Annotated in this window: 13 protein-coding genes; 7 read left to right on the top strand and 6 right to left on the bottom strand. The window is 70.5% G+C overall.

The window, feature by feature from the left end:
• Positions 1-62 precede the first annotated feature (62 nt).
• A complete protein-coding gene (locus STRVI_RS00425) occupies positions 63-2279 on the top strand; it encodes an ATP-binding SpoIIE family protein phosphatase (RefSeq protein WP_014053644.1) in 2217 nt (738 codons plus the stop codon).
• A gap of 43 nt (positions 2280-2322) precedes the next feature.
• On the opposite strand, the gene STRVI_RS00420 is transcribed toward STRVI_RS00425, so the two are convergent.
• A complete protein-coding gene (locus tag STRVI_RS00420; protein WP_014053643.1) occupies positions 2323-3474 on the bottom strand; it encodes a Dyp-type peroxidase in 1152 nt (383 codons plus the stop codon).
• Positions 3475-3541: 67 nt separating this feature from the next.
• Between STRVI_RS00420 and STRVI_RS00415 the strand changes: the two genes are divergently transcribed.
• Positions 3542-4885, top strand: coding sequence for a right-handed parallel beta-helix repeat-containing protein (locus STRVI_RS00415; RefSeq protein ID WP_014053642.1), 1344 nt, complete (start codon positions 3542-3544; stop codon positions 4883-4885).
• Positions 4886-4892: 7 nt separating this feature from the next.
• On the opposite strand, the gene STRVI_RS00410 is transcribed toward STRVI_RS00415, so the two are convergent.
• Entirely contained in the window at positions 4893-5579 is a 687-nt protein-coding gene (locus STRVI_RS00410) for a hypothetical protein (protein ID WP_043237543.1), read from the bottom strand.
• 547 nt (positions 5580-6126) lie between these two features.
• On the opposite strand from STRVI_RS00410, the gene STRVI_RS00405 reads away from it, so the two are divergent.
• The gene (locus tag STRVI_RS00405) at positions 6127-8634 is read left to right on the top strand and encodes an SdrD B-like domain-containing protein (RefSeq protein ID WP_043237539.1); all 2508 of its coding nucleotides are present in this window, start codon (positions 6127-6129) and stop codon (positions 8632-8634) included.
• A 93-nt stretch (positions 8635-8727) separates the two neighbouring features.
• Here the strand turns inward: STRVI_RS00405 and STRVI_RS00400 are convergent, their stop codons facing one another.
• Entirely contained in the window at positions 8728-9714 is a 987-nt protein-coding gene (locus STRVI_RS00400) for a pirin family protein (RefSeq protein ID WP_014053639.1), read from the bottom strand.
• Positions 9715-9834: 120 nt separating this feature from the next.
• Positions 9835-10332 carry an SseB family protein gene (locus STRVI_RS00395; RefSeq protein WP_014053638.1) on the bottom strand — a complete coding sequence of 166 codons (498 nt, stop codon included), beginning with the start codon at positions 10330-10332 and terminating at the stop codon, positions 9835-9837.
• Positions 10333-10470: 138 nt separating this feature from the next.
• Between STRVI_RS00395 and STRVI_RS00390 the strand changes: the two genes are divergently transcribed.
• Positions 10471-12297 carry an acyl-CoA dehydrogenase gene (locus STRVI_RS00390; RefSeq protein WP_014053637.1) on the top strand — a complete coding sequence of 609 codons (1827 nt, stop codon included), beginning with the start codon at positions 10471-10473 and terminating at the stop codon, positions 12295-12297.
• 109 nt (positions 12298-12406) lie between these two features.
• Here STRVI_RS00390 and STRVI_RS00385 read toward each other — a convergent pair whose 3' ends face one another.
• Positions 12407-12790, bottom strand: coding sequence for a hypothetical protein (locus STRVI_RS00385; protein WP_014053636.1), 384 nt, complete (start codon positions 12788-12790; stop codon positions 12407-12409).
• Between the two features lie 17 nt (positions 12791-12807).
• Positions 12808-13563 carry a TNT domain-containing protein gene (locus STRVI_RS00380; protein ID WP_050993594.1) on the bottom strand — a complete coding sequence of 252 codons (756 nt, stop codon included), beginning with the start codon at positions 13561-13563 and terminating at the stop codon, positions 12808-12810.
• A gap of 184 nt (positions 13564-13747) precedes the next feature.
• On the opposite strand from STRVI_RS00380, the gene STRVI_RS00375 reads away from it, so the two are divergent.
• From STRVI_RS00375 to STRVI_RS46130, 3 genes are all read left to right on the top strand, one after another.
• Positions 13748-15037 carry a M18 family aminopeptidase gene (locus tag STRVI_RS00375; RefSeq protein WP_014053634.1) on the top strand — a complete coding sequence of 430 codons (1290 nt, stop codon included), beginning with the start codon at positions 13748-13750 and terminating at the stop codon, positions 15035-15037.
• Between the two features lies 1 nt (position 15038).
• Positions 15039-17000, top strand: a complete 1962-nt coding sequence (locus STRVI_RS00370) for an AfsR/SARP family transcriptional regulator (RefSeq protein ID WP_014053633.1) — start codon at positions 15039-15041, stop codon at positions 16998-17000.
• Between the two features lie 132 nt (positions 17001-17132).
• A complete protein-coding gene (locus STRVI_RS46130; RefSeq protein WP_014053632.1) occupies positions 17133-17828 on the top strand; it encodes a DUF4232 domain-containing protein in 696 nt (231 codons plus the stop codon).
• Positions 17829-18008: the final 180 nt, after the last annotated feature.

The raw sequence follows: 18008 nt of genomic DNA, 5'->3' as shown, positions 1-18008 counted from the left end.
AAGCCTACCGGCGCCGCGACCCTCACTGGTAAGCGGTTGGCAAATCCCCATAAGGTAGCGCAATGCGCACCGAGGACCTGCTGGCCGCCATAGCGACCGGCCTATGGCGTTGGGACAGTGTCTCGGGCGCCGTCAGCTATGACGCCGAGGCGGCCCGGCTGGTGGGCCTGCCCGCCGAGCCCGTCACCCTTCCCGAGGCCGCCGCCCGCGCGTGCTTCCACCCCGCGGACTGGCTGGAGGTCCAGGCGATCGTCGACCTCGCGGTGGCCGAGGGCACGCTCGCCGAGGCCCGGCTGCGCATCGTGGACGAGAAGGGCACCGTGTTGCGGACCGTGCGCACCCGGTCCCGGCCGATAGCGCGGGGCGGCAGCGAGGACGGCTACTACCTGCTCGGCACCCTCCAGGAGGTCCCCGACCCGCTGCCCGGCACCTCGGCCGCGGGCCCGCCGGTCACCGGCGACTGGCGGCGCAACCGCGAGGCGTTCCTGCTGGACGCGGGGCGGGCGCTGGCGGAGGCGATGTCCACCGCCGAGGTGCTGCGGGTCGCGGCGGGGCTGTCCATGCCGGGCTTCTCCCCGGAGGGGCTCGCGGTCTTCGGCGTCCAGGGCGAGCGGATCTCGGTGATCGGCCACCACGGGCCGCGGGCGGGCGCCGATCACCCCTTTCACGACATCGGGCTGGGCACCGACTATCCGGCGGCCGAGGTGGTCCGCACCGGCCGGGCGGTCTATCTGCCCACACCGGAGGAGTACCGCGGCCGGTTTCCGGCCGCCTGGTCGCTCGGCCGGCCCCGTAAGCGCCGGTCCTGGGCGTTTCTGCCACTGATCGTCGCGGGCCGCACCATCGGCGCGTGGATGGCCGGATTCGCCCATCCGGTGTCGTTCTCGCCCGATGAGCGATCGGTGCTGACCACGATCGCGCGGATGCTGGCCCAGGCGCTGTCCCGCACCGCGCTCCAGGAGACCGAGCGGGAGCTGGCGGACGGGCTGCAGCGCTCGATGCTGCCCGCCAGCAAGCCCGATATCCCGGGGCTGACGGTGGCCGCGCGCTATGTGCCGACCGGCGGCGGACTACAGGTCGGCGGCGACTGGTACGACGTGATCGGGCTGCCCTCGGGGCGTACCGCGCTGGTGATCGGCGATGTGCAGGGCCACGATGTGCACGCCGCGGGGATCATGGGGCAGCTACGGATCGCGGTCCGGGCGTACGCCTCCGAGGGGCACCACCCCGACGCGGTGCTCTCCCGCGCGTCCCGCTTCCTCGCCGGGCTGTCGGGGCCCGACGGCCCGGACGGCCGGTACGACCCGAGGTTCGCCACCTGCCTCTATATGGAGGTGGACCCGGTCGCCGGCACCCTGGACATCGCCCGCGCGGGCCACCCCGACCCGGCGGTCCGGCTCGCCGACGGCACGATGGTGGTCAGGCCCACGTCGGGCGGGCTGCCGCTGGGCATCGACCCGGACACCGACTATCCGACCACCCGGGTGGTGCTGGAGCCCGGCGAGACGCTGCTGATGTGCACCGACGGGCTGATTGAGACCGGCGGGCACGATCTGGAGACCGGCTGGGACCGGATCCGTAAGGTCTTCGAGCGGCCCGCCACCCTCACGAACGACTCCGGCACCCTCCCCTCCGGTGCTCTGCCCTCCGACGGCCTGCCCTCAGGCGGCCTCGACTCCGACGACCTCGAAGCCCTCGCCGACTCCCTGGTGCAGGCCGTGCACGGGCCGCCCTCCCACCACACCACCGGCCCGCTCGCGGACCGGCGCGAGGACGACATAGCGCTGTTGCTGATCCGCCGGGAGGCGGAGGTGTGCCTGGTCGGGCCCGGTTCGGCGCCGGTGCGGCGGACCGCGGTCACGGTCGCGCAGGCCGAGCCGGAGCGCATAGCGGGCACCCGGCAGCAACTGCGCGACATGCTGCACGACTGGGCCGACCCGGACCAGGTGGAGTCGGCGGTGCTGATGCTCTCCGAGATGGTCACCAACGTTTTGGTGCACACCGACGGAGACGCCCTGCTGGTGGCCGAGGTCAGCGGGCGGCACGGGGCCCGGCGGCTGCGGCTGGACGTCGCCGACAGCAGCGATGAGCTGCCGCACCGCCGGCGGCCGGGCGAGCTGGCCTCGTCGGGGCGCGGGCTGCTGCTCCTGGAGATGCTCGCCGACATCTGGGGGGTGGATCCGCGCGGCGACGGCAAATGCATCTGGTACGAGCTGTACGAGGCAAGCCCGAACGAGCGGCCCGGCCCGGCGGCGGACGGGTCGGCCCCCCGCGCGTGATCAGCTCGCGCCGTCCGGGATGGTGCCGAGGCGGCCGGGCCGTTCAGCGGAAGAGCCGGGAACCAAGCGGGTGTTGTTCGTCGAAACCGGGAAGTATCAGAAAGGTCGCACTGGCGGTCGTGGTCGTGTATTCCAGCAGGGCATCGGAATTGTCCATACGGGTGAGGGTGTTGGTGAATGTCCGTATGTCGTTCTGGAAGCTCATGAAGAGCAGGCCGGGGGCGGGTCCGTCGGTGCTGTAGGAGCGACGGAGCATGAGGCCGACGCCGACCGCGGTGGCGTGTGCTCTGCGGGCATGGGCCTCCGCCGGGACGAGGTAGCGTCCGTCCGGCGTTTTCGCGCCGAGGTCCGGGCCCGAGGCGATGGAGCCACCGGAGAGGGGCACGCCAGTGGTTCGGCGCCGGCCGAAGACCGCTTCCTGTTCGGGGACGGACAGCTTGGCGAACCGCGGCAGATCGAGTTCCATGCGTCGTAGTACGGCGAGGGTGCCGCCGGCGACCGGAGCCGGCCCGGCCAACCACAGGTCGCGTTCCTGTTCGGCCCTCGTGTGGGGGCCCACGATGCCGTCGACGAAACCGAAGAGGTTTCGTGGCGCGGCACGGCCCCGATCCACCGGCACGTTCGCACCACGGACTCCGGACTGCCGCCAGCGTTCCTGTATCCGGTCACCGGCCTGCTCCAGAAGCGCGGCAGCCACGACCGGTACCACCAAGGCGTCGCCGGCGCAGATCTGTATCAGCAGGTCGCCGCCGCGTGCCCGGGAGGCGATCTGTTCGCGGGAGAACCGTGGGAGGTCCTTCGCGCCGGGCAGGGCAGGATCGACCGTGCGCACCAGCCGGGGGCCCACCCCGATCGTCACGGTCAGATCGCCCGGCGGCAGGCCCATCAACCGTGTGTCGATCCCCGCGGTGAGTGTCCGGACTGCCTCGCCGAGTTCGGCCAGCAACGGACGGACAGGCACGGCGTCAACGAGGTCGGCCACCACGGCCAGCAGGTTCCGCTGGGCTGGTTGTGGAAGCGTGATGCCCGCCTGGTACCGGCCCGTTGGTGACACCGGCGGGGTCGGCGCGGGGGCATCGTCCCGGTCCGGCGGGTCGGAACGCGATTGGCACCCGGCGGAGAGGCCGACGGCGGTCACGGTGCCGGTGGCACCGAGAAACGTGCGGCGTGACGGGCGGGAGTCGGCTTGGCGCACAGCGTGAACTGTGCCATATCCGAATCGGCGCCTGCGACCCCGTCGGCGCCCGTGCCAGGATGAGGCCATGCCTCGTCTCCGTCTGCGCCTGATGGCCGCGTTACTCGGCACACTGACACCCGTCATGGTCGGCTGCGGCGCGGACGATGACGGATCGGATCAGGGCCGACGACCGTCCGGTGCGCATGTGACGATCAACGTGCCGGCCGACGCCCCGACGATCTCGGCCGCGGTTTCTCTGGCTCGGCCCGGCGATCTTGTGCTGGTCGCACCGGGCAAGTACCACGAGTCGGTGAAGATATCGACGGCTCGCATCACTCTTCGCGGCGCGTCTCGGGACAAGGTCGTCATCGACGGGCGGTTGCGGCAGCCGAACGGCGTCGTCGTCACCGCCCCCGGGGTGGCCGTGGAGAACCTGACCGTGGAGAACAACACCCAGAACGGGGTCCTGGTCACCGGCTCGGCGAAGGCGGCCGCCGGAATGCCGGGGCAGTCCGGCGGCTACGACACCGGCGACGAACCCGTCACCTTCCTGAAGTCATTCCTGGTCTCCCACGTGACCGCGACCCGCAACGGGCTGTACGGCATCTACGCGTTCTCCGCACAAAACGGTGTCATCGAGCACTCGTACACCTCGGGCTCGGCCGACTCGGGGATCTATGCCGGACAGTGCAAGCCCTGTCGCATCGTGGTGCGGGACAACATCGCCGAACTCAACGCGGTCGGATACGAAGGCACCAATGCCAGTGGCGACATGTACGTGGTCGGCAACCGTCTGGTCGGCAACCGGGTCGGGCTCACCACCAACTCCGACCACCAGGAGAAGCTGCTCCCGCAGCAGGACGCCGTCATCGCGGGCAACCTGATCGCGGCCAACCAGCAGGCGGCCACCCCCGAACAGGCCGACGGCGGGTGGGGCATCGGCATCGGCGTCGACGGCGGCACCGACAACCAGTTCATCCGCAACCGAGTCGCCGGCAACAGCAACGCCGGGCTGGTGATCACCGCGACCGCCGACATCAAGCCGGACGGCAACCGGATCCTGGACAACACCTTCGCCGCCAACAGCGTCGACGTCGGCTGGACGTTCCCCACCGCCACGAAGGGACGGGGCAACTGCCTGCGCGGCAATGAGCTGCGAACGACGGTGCCCGCCCGGCTCGCGACAACCGCGTCCTGCCCGCGTCCCGCCCGGTCGCCCTCGCCGTCCGGCACCTGGGCGAAGCCGACGGCACCTGGCGGAATCCCGTTCACCGACGTGGCGGCACCCAAGCGACAGCCGCAGTTCCCGAACGCCAGGACCGCGGGCGCCACCGCCGTTCCGGCCGTTCCGGCGCTGCCGGACACGGCGGGCGTCCGGCTGCCGCCGACGTCACTGCTCGCCGAAGCCGCGCGGGTGCGGACGTCCTGAGCGGCGGCTACCGCGTCGGGGTGGCTCCGGGTACCGGCCGGACCGGAACGTACTTCTGGGTGTCGAAATCGATGACCACCGGCTCCGATGCGGACGCCACGCCGACGCGAACCCGGTACATGGTGCCGTCCGAGCCGATCCAGTAGCGCACGGCACCCGCCCCCGCCGGACCGGACGTCGCACGGGCGCTCGGCCCGGTCATGATGTCCACCTGATGGCCGTCCAACCGGTCCTGTCCCACCCAGGCGGCACCGTTCTGCGGCAGGAGTTCGGCATTGTCCGGCCGGTCGCTACCGAGCTTCAGCGCGATGGCCAGCGAACTGTCCAGCGAACTGCCGTACCTCTGCAGCGGACGGCTGTACCAGCCCGAACCCGGCGGCCGTGCGGGCGCCTTGGCCGGGGCCTTCGCCATCGGGTGGACGAACACGGTGGTGGCCGTCCACTCGATCAGCCCGTCGCTGGACGTATCGCGCCCGGTGCCGTGCACCACGCCGTAACCGATCTTGCCGCGGTAGTCGATGGATCCGGTGATGGTCAGCCCACCAGCGGTGTTCGGCACGTTGATCGTCAGGGCGCGCCCGCCCGCCTGGTAGTTGAGGAACCGTGTCACCGCCAGACGGCTCGCCTGATCCGAGGTCAACGCCTTCGGACCGGTAGGGCCGGAGCCGCTGTCGGCGACCAGGAACGTGGTCACCGCGACGGCCACACCACCGATGACGACTGCCACCCAGCGTGGCCGCAGCCATCGGCGCCGGCCGGCCGCACGCCGCGAGAGAACGTGTCTGATTTTCAGACTCCGCACACGGTGCATTGCTAACACGTTCTGCTTATTCATTCCCTACTCTCCCCCCGATCTTGGCGTCCACCCGCTACAGTATCGCTGCTGGTGAGGCGGTTCAGGATCACTATTCAGACTCTTGTTCTCTTTCCGTGTGGGAAGGCGAGGACGAGTGCGACTCGCCTGGGAAAGGCACTCCCGAGTCCCTGAATTCGCTCCATCCGCCAGGACGACCAAGAACGACCGGGCCCACCGAAACAGCGGTGGGCCCTTTTCATGGCCGACGTGTCACCCGGGGGCCGGGAAGCGGATGTACGGCTCGAAGCGGGTGGTCGGTTCACATCACGAGGGGAGAGTGATGGCTGTGCGAAGAGTGTGTAGCAGGTTACGCCGGACAGCCGGGAAGCGTACGGGGCCACTGGCACGAGTGGGCCTCTGCACTTTCGTACTGTTGGGCAGCGCCATGGGCGCGACGGCCGGGACGGCCACCGCTTCGACTGGCGACGGAACTCTGACGGTTCAGGTCCTGCGGGATTTCTTCGGCACCGGCGTGATCAACGCGGCCATGGACGTGCCGCAGCGGGGCATGAAGGTTCGGGTAACCGACCCTGCCGGCCATCGGGTCACCGGCACCACGGATGCCACCGGAAAGGTGGTGGTCTCGAAGTCGACCGAACTGACCGGCGGCCAGTACCGCGTCGACGTCACCATCCCGGCGCCGTACAACAAGTATCTTCAGGCGGCGCCGGCCTCGACGGCGGAAAACCACTTCGACAGCTTCACGACGTTCGTGGACGTGTCGGACGGCAAGGACGACTCGGTCATGACCGGGGTCTGGAACCCAGCCGACTACGCACTGCCGGACTCGCGCTATTTCGTACCCATCCACAACGCGGCCGGCGGGAAAGACACCCGGGCACTGGTGGCGTTCGGGACGGACAAACGAGGTACGTGTCCTGATCAGACGGCGTGCCCGACCGCGCTCAACACGCAGGACCAGGTGGGCACCACGTTCGCACTGGCCTACGACAAGAACCGGAAGCGACTGTTCCAGGGCGAGTTCGCCCGGCGGTACACCCCGTACGGGCCGGACGGCGGTGACGCGATCTACACCGTGCCGACCAACGGTGAGGGCGCGACGACCCTGTTCGCGAAGGTGCCGGGCGCCGCGGTGACGCCGCACGACACCGGCAACATGAACAAAGACGCCGGGTTCACCGATGCGGCGGGCAAGGAGAGCATCGGCGGCCTGGCCCTGTCGGAGGACGGCTCGACGCTGTACGCGGTGAACCTGCGGACCCGGTCCCTGGTCAGCTTCGACGCCACCGGGACCACCGCGTCCGCGCCCAAGGCGACGGTGCGCATCCCGGACCCGGGCTGCGCGGTGGCCGGCGACTGGCGGCCGTTCGCGCTGTCCACCCACGACAACAAGCTCTACGTCGGTGGCGTGTGCAGCGCGGAGAGCACGCAGAAGCGCGAGGACCTGAAGACCGTCGTCTACGCCTACGACGGCGAGCGGTTCGACACAGTGCTGACCCAGCCGCTCACCGCCGAGCGCGGTCCCGTCTATGCCGGTGCCGCGGGGAATGACCAGGCAAATCACTGGAACCCGTGGAACACCAACCTGGCAACTTGGGACAAATTCAAAGTAAACGGAGGAACTCTCCTCGTCGATCCGCAGCCGGAGCTCTCCACCCTGGCCTTCGCCCGTGACGGTTCGATGATCCTCGGTTTCCGCGACCGGTTCATGGACGTGGTCAGTGGGGGCGGGCTGGACCCTCGGCCGGGCAACGACACCCCGGAAAGCGGCATGTCCGGTGGTGACATCAACATGGCCTGCGCCAATCCCGACGGTGGATACTCGTGGGAAGGCACCGGGAACTGCCCCAACCACGCCGACCCCGCCACCGACGGCAACCAGAACAGCGGCGTCGTCGAATACTTCCCGGGCGACTACGTTCGGAACAACGGCGCCCCGGAGCAGGTCCAAGGAGTGCACAACGAAGCCTCCCAAGGGGCGGTCGCCTACATTCCGCAGCAGCAATGGGTCGTCAGCACGCAGATGGACCCGACCGACAACTACAGCACCGACGGGACCGGTTACTACGACATCCAGACCGGCCAGGGTCCCGGTAACAACCATTCCGCCAACGCGTACCAGTTCGTGAATTCGACCGACAATGGGTTCGGTAAGGCCGGTGGGCTCGGCGATATCGCGTACGAGGCGGCGAACGCGCCGATCCAGATCGGCAACCGGGTGTGGTTCGACGGCGACCACAATGGGATCCAGGATCCCGAGGGTCCCGCCGAAGTGCCGCTGCCGGACGCGACGATCAACCTGTTGGACGCCGACGGCAAGCAGGTCGCCACGACCAAGACCGATGCCGCCGGCGAGTACTACTTCGGCGGAGTCGGCGCCGCCTACGAGCTCAAGCCGGGTGCGAAGTACACGGTGCAGTTCGATGTGTGTACCGCGGACACCAGCGAGGTGCCGACTGAGCCGCCGGCCACCAAGCTGCGGTTCACGCTCCCGCGGGCCGGTGACAACCGGGCACATGACTCGAATGTGACCCCGCCGACGACCGGGCGGCTGTGCAACGGACGCGCACCTGTCACGGCGCCGGACAAGCCGGGAGAGGTCGATCACACGATTGACGCCGGCGTGTACATCCCCAAGAAATCGCCGACTCCTACGCCGACGCCCACTCCGTCGTCGTCCGAGCCGCCGACCTCTGAGCCGCCCAACGAGCCAGGCCCCCAGTCCGGCGGAGGCTCCGGGACAGGCGGAGGCTCGGGGACTGGCGGAGGCTCGGGGACCAGCGGAGGCTCGGGGACTGGCGGAGGCGGTGGCTCGCTGGCCAACACGGGCACGTCCGGCCTGCTGGAGATCATCTCCCTCAGTGCCCTGCTGGCCGGTGCGGGCACGGCAGTCGCGTTCATGACCCGGAAGCGTCGCGCCAGGCAACACTGAGACACCACGGAAAGACGGGTGATCCGCCCGTAAGCGCCGACGAGCCTCGTCCATATCCGGACGGGGCTCGTTCGCGTGTGGTCCCGGCGAGCCTTACATCCCGCCCTCGGACATCCCGCCCTCGGACATCCCGTGCACGGCCGGGACCGTGCCGAGACGCCCCTTCTGAAAGTCCTCGAACGCCTGCTGGAGCTCCTTGCGGGTGTTCATGACGAACGGGCCGTAGTGGGCCATCGGCTCGCGGATGGGCTGTCCGCCCAGAAGGACGACTTCAAGCTCCGGAGTGTGGGAGTCCTGCTTCTCGTCCGCTCGGACGGTCAGCGAGCCGCCGTCGCCGAAGACCGCCGTCTGACCCACCTGAACGGGGCGGCGCTCGGTGCCGACGGTGCCGCGGCCCGCGAGGACGTACGCGAGACCGTTGAAGTCCTCCCGCCACGGCAGGGTGATCTCCGCACCCGGCGCCAGCGTGGCGTGGATCATCGTGATCGGCGTGTGGGTGATACCGGGACCCTGGTGGCCGTCCAGCTCACCGGCGATGACCCGCAGCAGCGCGCCGCCGTCCGGGGTCGTCAGCAGTTGCACGTTGCCGCCGCGGATGTCCTGGTAGCGCGGCGCCATCATCTTGTCCTTGGCCGGGAGGTTCACCCAGAGCTGCAGACCGTGGAAGAGGCCGCCCGCCATGACCAGCGACTCCGGCGGCGCCTCTATGTGGAGCAGACCCGAGCCGGCCGTCATCCACTGGGTGTCACCGTTGGTGATGGTGCCGCCACCACCCTGGCTGTCCTGGTGGTCGAAGATCCCGTCGATGATGTACGTGACGGTCTCGAAGCCGCGGTGGGGGTGCCAGGGGGTGCCCTTGGGCTCGCCCGGCGCGTAATCCACCTCGCCCATCTGGTCCATCATGATGAACGGGTCGAGGTGCTGGTAGTCGATGCCCGCGAAGGCCCGGCGCACCGGGAAGCCCTCCCCCTCGAAACCGCTGGGGGCGGTGGTGACGGCGAGCACGGGGCGGTGTCGTGCCTCGGCGGGTGCCGCGACGCGCGGCAGGGTCAGCGGGTTCTCTACGGTCACTGCGGGCATGACGGCCTCCTCGGTCGTTCACCATTCAACTTAATTGAATGGTGAACAACTCGCAAGAGGGCCTTTATTTCCGCCCGAGCGGCCCGCGAGGCGAACGGCGATATCCGGACCTGTCCGGGCCTATCCGTACATACGCCTCATCGCGAAGTCCACCATCTGCTCCACCGCCTTCGCGTCGAAGACGATCCGGTGCTCACCCTCCATGTCGAGGACGAAGCCGTAGCCGGTGGGCAGCAGGTCGATCACCTCGGCGCCGGTGATCACGAAGTACTTGGACTCCTTGCCCGCATACCGCCGCAGCTCCTTGAGCGAGGTGAACATGGGGATCACCGGCTGCTGGGTGTTGTGCAGCGCCAGGAAGCCGGGGTTGTCACCTCGCGGGCAGTAGACCTTCGAGCCCGCGAAGATCTGCTGGAAGTCCTCGGCCGGCATCGAACCGGTGGTGAAGGCGCGCACCGCGTCGGCGAGCGACGGCGGCGAGGGCTCCGGGTAGAGCGGCTGCTGGCCGTAGCCCGCACCCGCCTGCGCGTGATGTGACGCATGCGGCTGCTGTTGCGGCGGAGGTGGCGGAGCGGCATAACCCTGCCCTGCGCTCGCGTTCTGGTCGTAGCCGTACATGCGAAGAAGCGTACTGAGTCACAGTTACCCGGTTGAGGGTTGCCCTTTATTACCCACGGGTAGCATCATGGCGACAGCTCATCCGATACGCGTCAACGCAGAGGTCCTGGCCTCCCGATCCCTTACGGAGCCGTCGCCATGGGGCACTACAAGTCGAATCTCCGCGACATCGAGTTCAACCTCTTCGAGGTGCTCGGGCGCGACACGGTGTACGGCACCGGCCCGTTCGCGGAGATGGACGTCGAGACCGCCAAGAGCGTGCTCGCGGAGATATCCCGGCTCTCCGAGCACGAGCTGGCCGAGAGCTACACCGACTCCGACCGGAACCCGCCCGTCTTCGACCCCAAGACCCACACGGCACCGCTTCCCGAGTCGTTCAAGAAGAGCTACCGGGCCTACATGGAGGCCGAGTGGTGGCGGCTGGGCGTCCCGGAGGAGCTCGGTGGCACGGCCTGCCCCCGCTCGCTGCTGTGGGGCTCGGCCGAGACCATCCTCGGCTCCAACACCCCGATCTGGATGTACGCCTCGGGCCCGGCCTTCGCGGGTGTGCTGCACGACGAGGGCACCGAGGAGCAGCTCAAGATCGCCCAGCTCATGGTGGACAGGCAGTGGGGCTCCACCATGGTGCTGACCGAGCCGGACGCCGGCTCCGACGTCGGCGCGGGCCGCACCAAGGCCGCCCAGCAGGAGGACGGAAGCTGGCACATCGAGGGTGTGAAGCGGTTCATCACCTCCGGTGAGCACGACCTCTCCGACAACATCATCCACTTCGTGCTGGCCCGGCCCGAGGGCGCGGGGCCCGGCACCAAGGGGCTGTCGCTGTTCGTCGTCCCCAAGTACGACTTCGACTGGGACTCCGGTGAGCTCGGCGAGCGCAATGGCGTCTACGCCACCAACGTCGAGCACAAGATGGGTCTGCGCGCCTCCAACACCTGTGAGCTGACCTTCGGCGCCGACCACCCGGCCAAGGGCTGGCTGCTGGGCGACAAGCACGACGGCATCCGCCAGATGTTCAAGATCATCGAGTTCGCCCGGATGATGGTCGGCACGAAGGCCATGGCCACGCTCTCCACCGGCTACCTCAACGCCCTGGAGTACGCCAAGGAGCGGGTGCAGGGCCCGGACCTGGCGGCCTTCACCGACAAGACCGCCCCGCGCGTGACCATCACCCACCACCCGGATGTGCGTCGCTCGCTGATGACGCAGAAGGCGTACGCGGAGGGCCTGCGCGCCCTGGTCCTCTACACCGCCTCCGTCCAGGACGAGATCCTGGTCAAGGAGGCCGCGGGCGAGGACGCCTCCGCCGTGAGCCGCCTCAACGACCTGCTGCTGCCCATCGTCAAGGGCTACGGCTCGGAGAAGGCGTACGAGCAGCTCGCGCAGTCCCTGCAGACCATCGGCGGCTCCGGTTACCTCCAGGAGTATCCGCTGGAGCAGTACATCCGGGACGCCAAGATCGACACGCTCTACGAGGGCACCACCGCCATCCAGGGGCAGGACTACTTCTTCCGCAAGATCGTCCGGGACCAGGGCCAGGCCCTGACCGTCGTCTCGGAGGAGATCAAGAAGTTCCTGGCCGAGGCCGCCGGTGGCGAGGAGCTGGAAGCCGCCCGCGACCAGCTCGCCCAGGCCGCGGTGGACCTGGAGGCGATCGTCGGAGCGATGCTCACCGACCTGGCCGCCACCGAGCAGGACGTCAGCTCGATCTACAAGGTCGGTCTCAACTCCACCCGGCTGCTGCTGGCCTCCGGTGACGTGATCATCGGCTACCTGCTCCTCAGGGGCGCGGCCGTGGCCACCGAGAAGCTGGGCACCGCCTCCACGAAGGACCGGTCCTTCTACGCGGGCAAGATCGCCGCCGCGAAGTTCTTCGCCCAAGAGGTGCTGCCGGGCGTCTCGGTGCAGCGCTCGCTGGCCGAGTCGGTCGACAAGAGCCTCATGGACCTGGACGAGTCCGCGTTCTGAGAGCTCTCTTCCCTCGTCCAGGGGGTCGGCCGTCCCATTCTCCAGCGGGGCGGCCGGCCCCTGGCCTGTGCCCGCGGACGTCGTCACCGCTCCTGGTCACCGCTCCTCGTCACCGTTCCTCGTCACCGTTCCTCGTTTCGTCGGGCGGCCGCTCGCGCAGGGCCCGTTCGACCTCTTCCCGGGCCCACCGCCGGAGGTCCTCGCCCTGGGCGAGGAGTTCGTCGACCGACTCGCCCCCGCCCTCCGGCGGGCGCGGGCGGGCCCTCAGCTTCTCCAGCAGGTCCCGGCACGCCTCGTCCTCCGTGGCGAACCGGCTGGTGTCCCGGTCCAGGGAGCGCTCCCTCAGCCCGGTCTCCCAGCCGCCGTCCGCGGCGGGGCGCAGGTAGTAGTAGGCGTCGGGCTGCACCGGGATGTCGTGCACTCCCGGGATGTCGTACAGCGCGTCCGGCACCTGTTCGTCGCGCAGGGTTGTGACGAGTTCCGTTCTGTCCACCGGTTCAGGATCCGCCCTCAGTTGAGTGCGCGCAGATTACCCGCCGCGACCAACTGGGGGATCGAAGGACCGGTCAGATACTGGAGCCCGAAGCCCGGTTGTCCGAACCATGGCCGGATGGGACCGGCCTCGACCAGGAAGGCTTCGGTGACCTCATAGAGGTGATAGCCGTTCGGATACGCCGGGTCGATGGTGTTGAGGTTGCTGGGCGGCAGCGCGCGCTCCGCGTAGGGCGTGCCCGCCGGGGCGAGGAAGTGGCCGAAACCGCTCCCGAAGAGATCGACCTTCTGACCGACCTTCATCCTGATCGTGGTGTGCAGCGGTGACCCGTTGAGCAGAACCCAGCCGTCGGGGTAGGGGAACCACCAGCCGCTCGTCTGCTCGTTCCAGTAGCAGTCGAGGAACGCGGAGGAGGTGCGGAAGTGGTCGAGCCGTTCGTAGCCTTCGAGCATCCGCCCGATGGCGCCGTACCGGGGGAGCTGGGCGGGGCCGAGCCGCCAGTCACCCTGGTAGTAGCGCTCACGCGGCGGGTTGGGTGCGAGGCTGGTCCCCCCGATGCGGTCCATGGTCGGACAGGGAGGGTGGCCCTTGCCCTCACTGTCCCCGCCGTTCCCCGGACGCGGGCCGGGCGAGGGCGCGGCTGCCGGCTCCGGAGAGGCCACGGGCGCGAGCCCCGCGGCGAAATCCGTGACAGGCTTGGCCATGGCAGGCCCGCCTGCGCACAGCAGCAGCAGCGACCCCAGAACGACAAGCAGGTGGCGAAGAACGCGCATCCGGTATCCCCTTGACTTACGACTCAGTGCGGCGTTGCTCGGTACACGGGGAATATCGACCGATTCTCCCGAATCTTCGCCTTACCTGACGTGCTTTCATCAGATTGGATCAACGTGGCCCCACGGATGGATGCCACGACCCGCCCCAGGGCGAGCCACCCCCCGGCGAATCTATGCTGAGCACATGAGCGCACAACCCGGCATCGACCGCGGCCACACCGATGACCTGATGTCCTTCCTCCGCGCCAGCCCATCGCCGTACCACGCTGTGGCGTGCGCCGCTGAGCGGCTGGAGAAGGCCGGGTTCCAGCGGGTCGAGGAGACCGCGCCCTGGGACGGCGCGGCCGGTGGTCGGTTCGTGCTGCGAGGCGGTGCGATCATCGCGTGGTACGTACCGGAGGGGGCGGACCCCGCCACTCCGTACCGAATTGTCGGTGCTCATACCGACTCTCCCAATTTGCGGGTCAAGCCGATTCCCGACACCGGTGCGCACGGCTGGAGACAGATCGCCGTCGAGGTCTACGGCGGGGTGCTGCTCAACACCTGGCTCGACCGCGACCTCGGGCTCTCCGGCCGGATCTCGCTCAAGGACGGCTCACACCATCTCGTCACCATCGACCGGCCGCTGCTGCGAGTGCCCCAGTTGGCCGTCCACCTCGACCGGTCCGTCAACACCGAAGGCCTCAAGCTCGACAAGCAGCGCCATATGACGCCCATCTGGGGGCTCGGCGGCGTCGAGGAGGGCGACCTGATCCGCTTCGTCGCCGAGGAGACCGGTGTCGCGGCCGAGGAGATCGCCGGCTGGGACCTGATGACGCACAGCGTCGAGCCGCCCGCCTACCTCGGCCGGGACCGCGAGCTGCTCGCCGGGCCCCGGATGGACAACCTTGTCTCCGTGCACGCCGGTACGGCCGCGCTCATCGCCGCCGCCCGCCCCAAGCTGCCGTACATCCCCGTACTGGCCGCCTTCGACCACGAGGAGAACGGCAGCCAGTCCGACACCGGCGCCGACGGCCCGCTGCTCGGCACGGTGCTGGAGCGCTCGGTCTTCGCCCGCGGCGGCGCGTACGAGGACCGGGCCCGCGCCTTCGCGGGCACCGTCTGCCTGTCCTCCGACACCGGCCACGCCGTTCACCCCAACTACGCCGAGCGCCATGAGCCGGGCCACCACCCACGGCCCAACGGCGGCCCGATCCTCAAGGTGAACGTCAACCAGAGATACGCCACCGACGGCGCCGGGCGGGCCGTCTTCGCCGCCGCCTGCGAGCGCGCCGGGGTGCCCTGGCAGAGCTTCGTCTCCCATAACTCGATGCCGTGCGGCACCACGATCGGTCCGATCACCGCCGCCCGGCACGGCATCGCCACCGTCGACATCGGCATCGCGATCCTGTCCATGCACTCGGCACGCGAACTGTGCGGAGTGCAGGACCCGCGGCTGCTGGCCAAGGCATTGCACGCCTTTCTGGAGGGCTGAGTTGGACTTCTCCGTGCTGGGACCGGTGACCGTCATCGCGGGACCGCCGGCAGCGCCCATCGAGCTTCCGCTGGGGCCCGCCAAACGGCGCAGCGTGCTCGCGATGCTGCTGCTGCGGCCCAACGCGACGGTGTCCGTCGAGCAGTTGATAACCAGCCTGTGGGAGGACGAGCCGCCGGCCCACGCCCGGACCGTCATCCAGGGCCATGTCTCCCGGCTCCGTGCCGCGCTGGCCGAGGGCGGCGCCGAGGACCACGGTGTCGAGCTGGCCACCCACAGCTCCGCCTATCTGCTGCGCATCCCCGAGTCCCTGATCGACACCCAGCGCTTCGACGCGCTGACCGCCCAGGCCAGCCCGGAGTCCGCCCCCGGCGAGGCGGTCCGGCTGCTCCGCCAGGCGCTCGGCCTGTGGCGCGGCCCGGCGCTCACCGGGACCGTGGCCAGCCCGCCGTTCGCGGCGGCCGCGCACGCCCTGGAGGAGCGCCGGCTGAGCGCCGTGGAGGCCCTGGCCCGGGCGCACAAGGCGCTGGGCGAGCATGAGGAGGCGGTGCGCGCCCTGCACCCCGCCGCCGTCGCCAACCCGCTGCGCGAGGGGCTGATCGCCGCCCTGATGCTGGCGCTGTACCGCTCCGGACGGCAGTCCGACGCGATCGCCTGGTTCCACCGCACCCGGCAGTTGCTCGACGACGATCTGGGGGTCGACCCGGGCCAGCGGCTGAGCGCCGCGTACCAGGAGATCCTGCGGGCGGCCCCCGAGGCGGACGGGCCGCAGGGCGGCGCCCAGAGCGCCGGAGCGCCGGGCCCCTCGGGGCAGCCGGGGCCGTCGACCCCGTCGCATCAGCAGTCCGTGGCCGCCGCCGCGTCCGTGCCCGAGCTGCTCCCCCGGCCCCCGGCGGGCTTCCAAGGCCGGGGTGCGGAGCTGGCCGAGCTGACCCGGCTGGCCCGGGGCAGCGCCGAACCGGCCCAGGGCGGCGCGGCGGGCGGCTCCGGCGGCTACCCCCAGGAGGGCGGTATCGCGCTGCTCACCGGGCCCGCCGGGGTCGGCAAGACCGGTCTGGCGGTCCATTGGGGCCATGCCCAGGCCGCCGCCTTCCCCGACGGACGGCTCTTCGCGGATCTGCGCGGCTTCAGCGGCGGCGAGGCCACGGTGCCCGCCGAGGTGCTGCGCGAATTCCTGCTCGCCCTGGGCACCCCGGCCGAGCAGATCCCCACCTCGACCGAGGCCGCGTCCGCGCTGTACCGCTCGCTGGCCGCCCGCCGCCGGCTGCTGGTGGTGCTGGACAACGCGGGCAGCTCCGCCCAGGTGCGCCCGCTGCTGCCCGGCGGACCCCACTGCGCCACGCTGGTCACCAGCCGCAGCAGGCTGGACGGGCTGATCGCCACCGACACCGCCCGCCCCGTACGGCTGCACGCCCTCGGCACCGAGGACGGGGCGGCCCTGCTGGGCGCGCTGCTGGGCCCCGCCCGGGTCGCCGAGGACCCGGAGGCCGCGCGGGAGCTGGTGGCCCTGTGCGACGGGCTGCCGCTGGCGCTGCGCGCCGCCTCCGCCCAGCTGATGGCCCGGCCGCGCTGGCGGCTGGCCCGGCTGGCCACCGCGCTGCGCGACGAGCGCCGCAGGCTGGCGCTGCTGTCGGCCGAGGACACCGGAGTGGCCGCCGCGCTGCGCAACTCCGTGGCCCGGCTCTCGGCGGACGACGCGCAGTTGCTGCGGGCCCTGGGCACCGGCTTCGCACGGGAGGTCAACACCGCCGAGGCGGCCGCCCTGTCGGGCGCGGACCCCGAGCTGATCCAGGACTCCCTGGAGCGGCTGGCGGAGATGCATCTGCTGGACGAGGAGGCCACCAACCGCTACGTCATGAGCGACCTGGTGAAGCTCTTCGCCCAGGGCGACGGGAGCGGGCGCGGCAAGACCCCCGGCGAGGGGTCCGGCGGGGCCTCCGGCGAACCGTCACAGGGGGCCTGAGCAGGGGTGAACAGCGGGGCGTTAGCGGGACGTTAGCGGGCGGCAGCCGTTCACCAGCCGAACGGCAGCGGGTCCGGACAGGCTTGAGCCGTACCGGAAAACGCCCGAACGCCCGCTGAGGGGAGACCCGCCATGCCGCTCACCACCGCTCGCCTCGCCCACCGCGCCGGCACCCTGCGCTCGGTCGCGGCCGGCCTTACGATCGTCGCCGCGGGCATCACCCTCGCGGCGTGCGGCACCGCCGACGCGTCGGGCGTGAAGACGGCCGGCAAGGCCGAGAGCATGGCCTCGGCCGTCCCCACCGTCCACGAGGACGGCCTCCAGGGCGGCGCCCAGCAGGCCGCGCGGGAGACGGTGGCGGGCGGGGCCGACGCCGGGGCCCAGGGCGGTCTGCGGGCCGACAGCGGCGTCGAGGGCGAGACCGGCGTCTGCCGTCTCGACACGATGTCGGTGAGCGTCACCTCCGTCCCCCGGCCGGCCAACCATCTGCTGCTGGAGATCACCAACCAGTCCGGGGTGACCTGCCGTCTCATCGGCTCCCCCGTGGCGCGGTTCGACGACGGGCGGGCGGCCGTGCCGCAGGACGGGGACACCCGGCCCCAGACGGTCGTCACGCTGCCGCCCGGCGAGAGCGGTTACGCGGGCCTGACCACCTCCGCGGCCGACGCCCCGGCCGACGGCGGCCGTAAGGCCACCGGGTTGACCGTCTCCCTCCCCGGGGAGGACAGCCGCCGCGCCGTCGACCTTCCCGGCGACTCGGTGGAGGTCGGCGACGGGACGGAGGTCGGCTACTGGCAGAGCGACGCGTCCGACGCCCTGCTCTGGTGACCGCCCGGCCTTCCCTCCGGTGACCGCCCGGCCTTCCCTCCGGTGACCGCCTGGCCTTCCACTCCGGTGACCGCCCGATTCCGAGCCCCTCAGCCGGACAGGTAGCCGCCTCCCCCCGGCTACCTGCCCCGGACGGCCCCCGCCTCGGCGGGGGCCGTCTCGTCATGTCCCACGGCACCG

The organism is Streptomyces violaceusniger Tu 4113 (genome assembly GCF_000147815.2).
In the GTDB taxonomy this organism is placed as follows: domain Bacteria; phylum Actinomycetota; class Actinomycetes; order Streptomycetales; family Streptomycetaceae; genus Streptomyces; species Streptomyces violaceusniger_A.
Note: the sequence above shows the minus strand (reverse complement) of the source record. Positions and strands in the feature narration are given on the sequence as shown.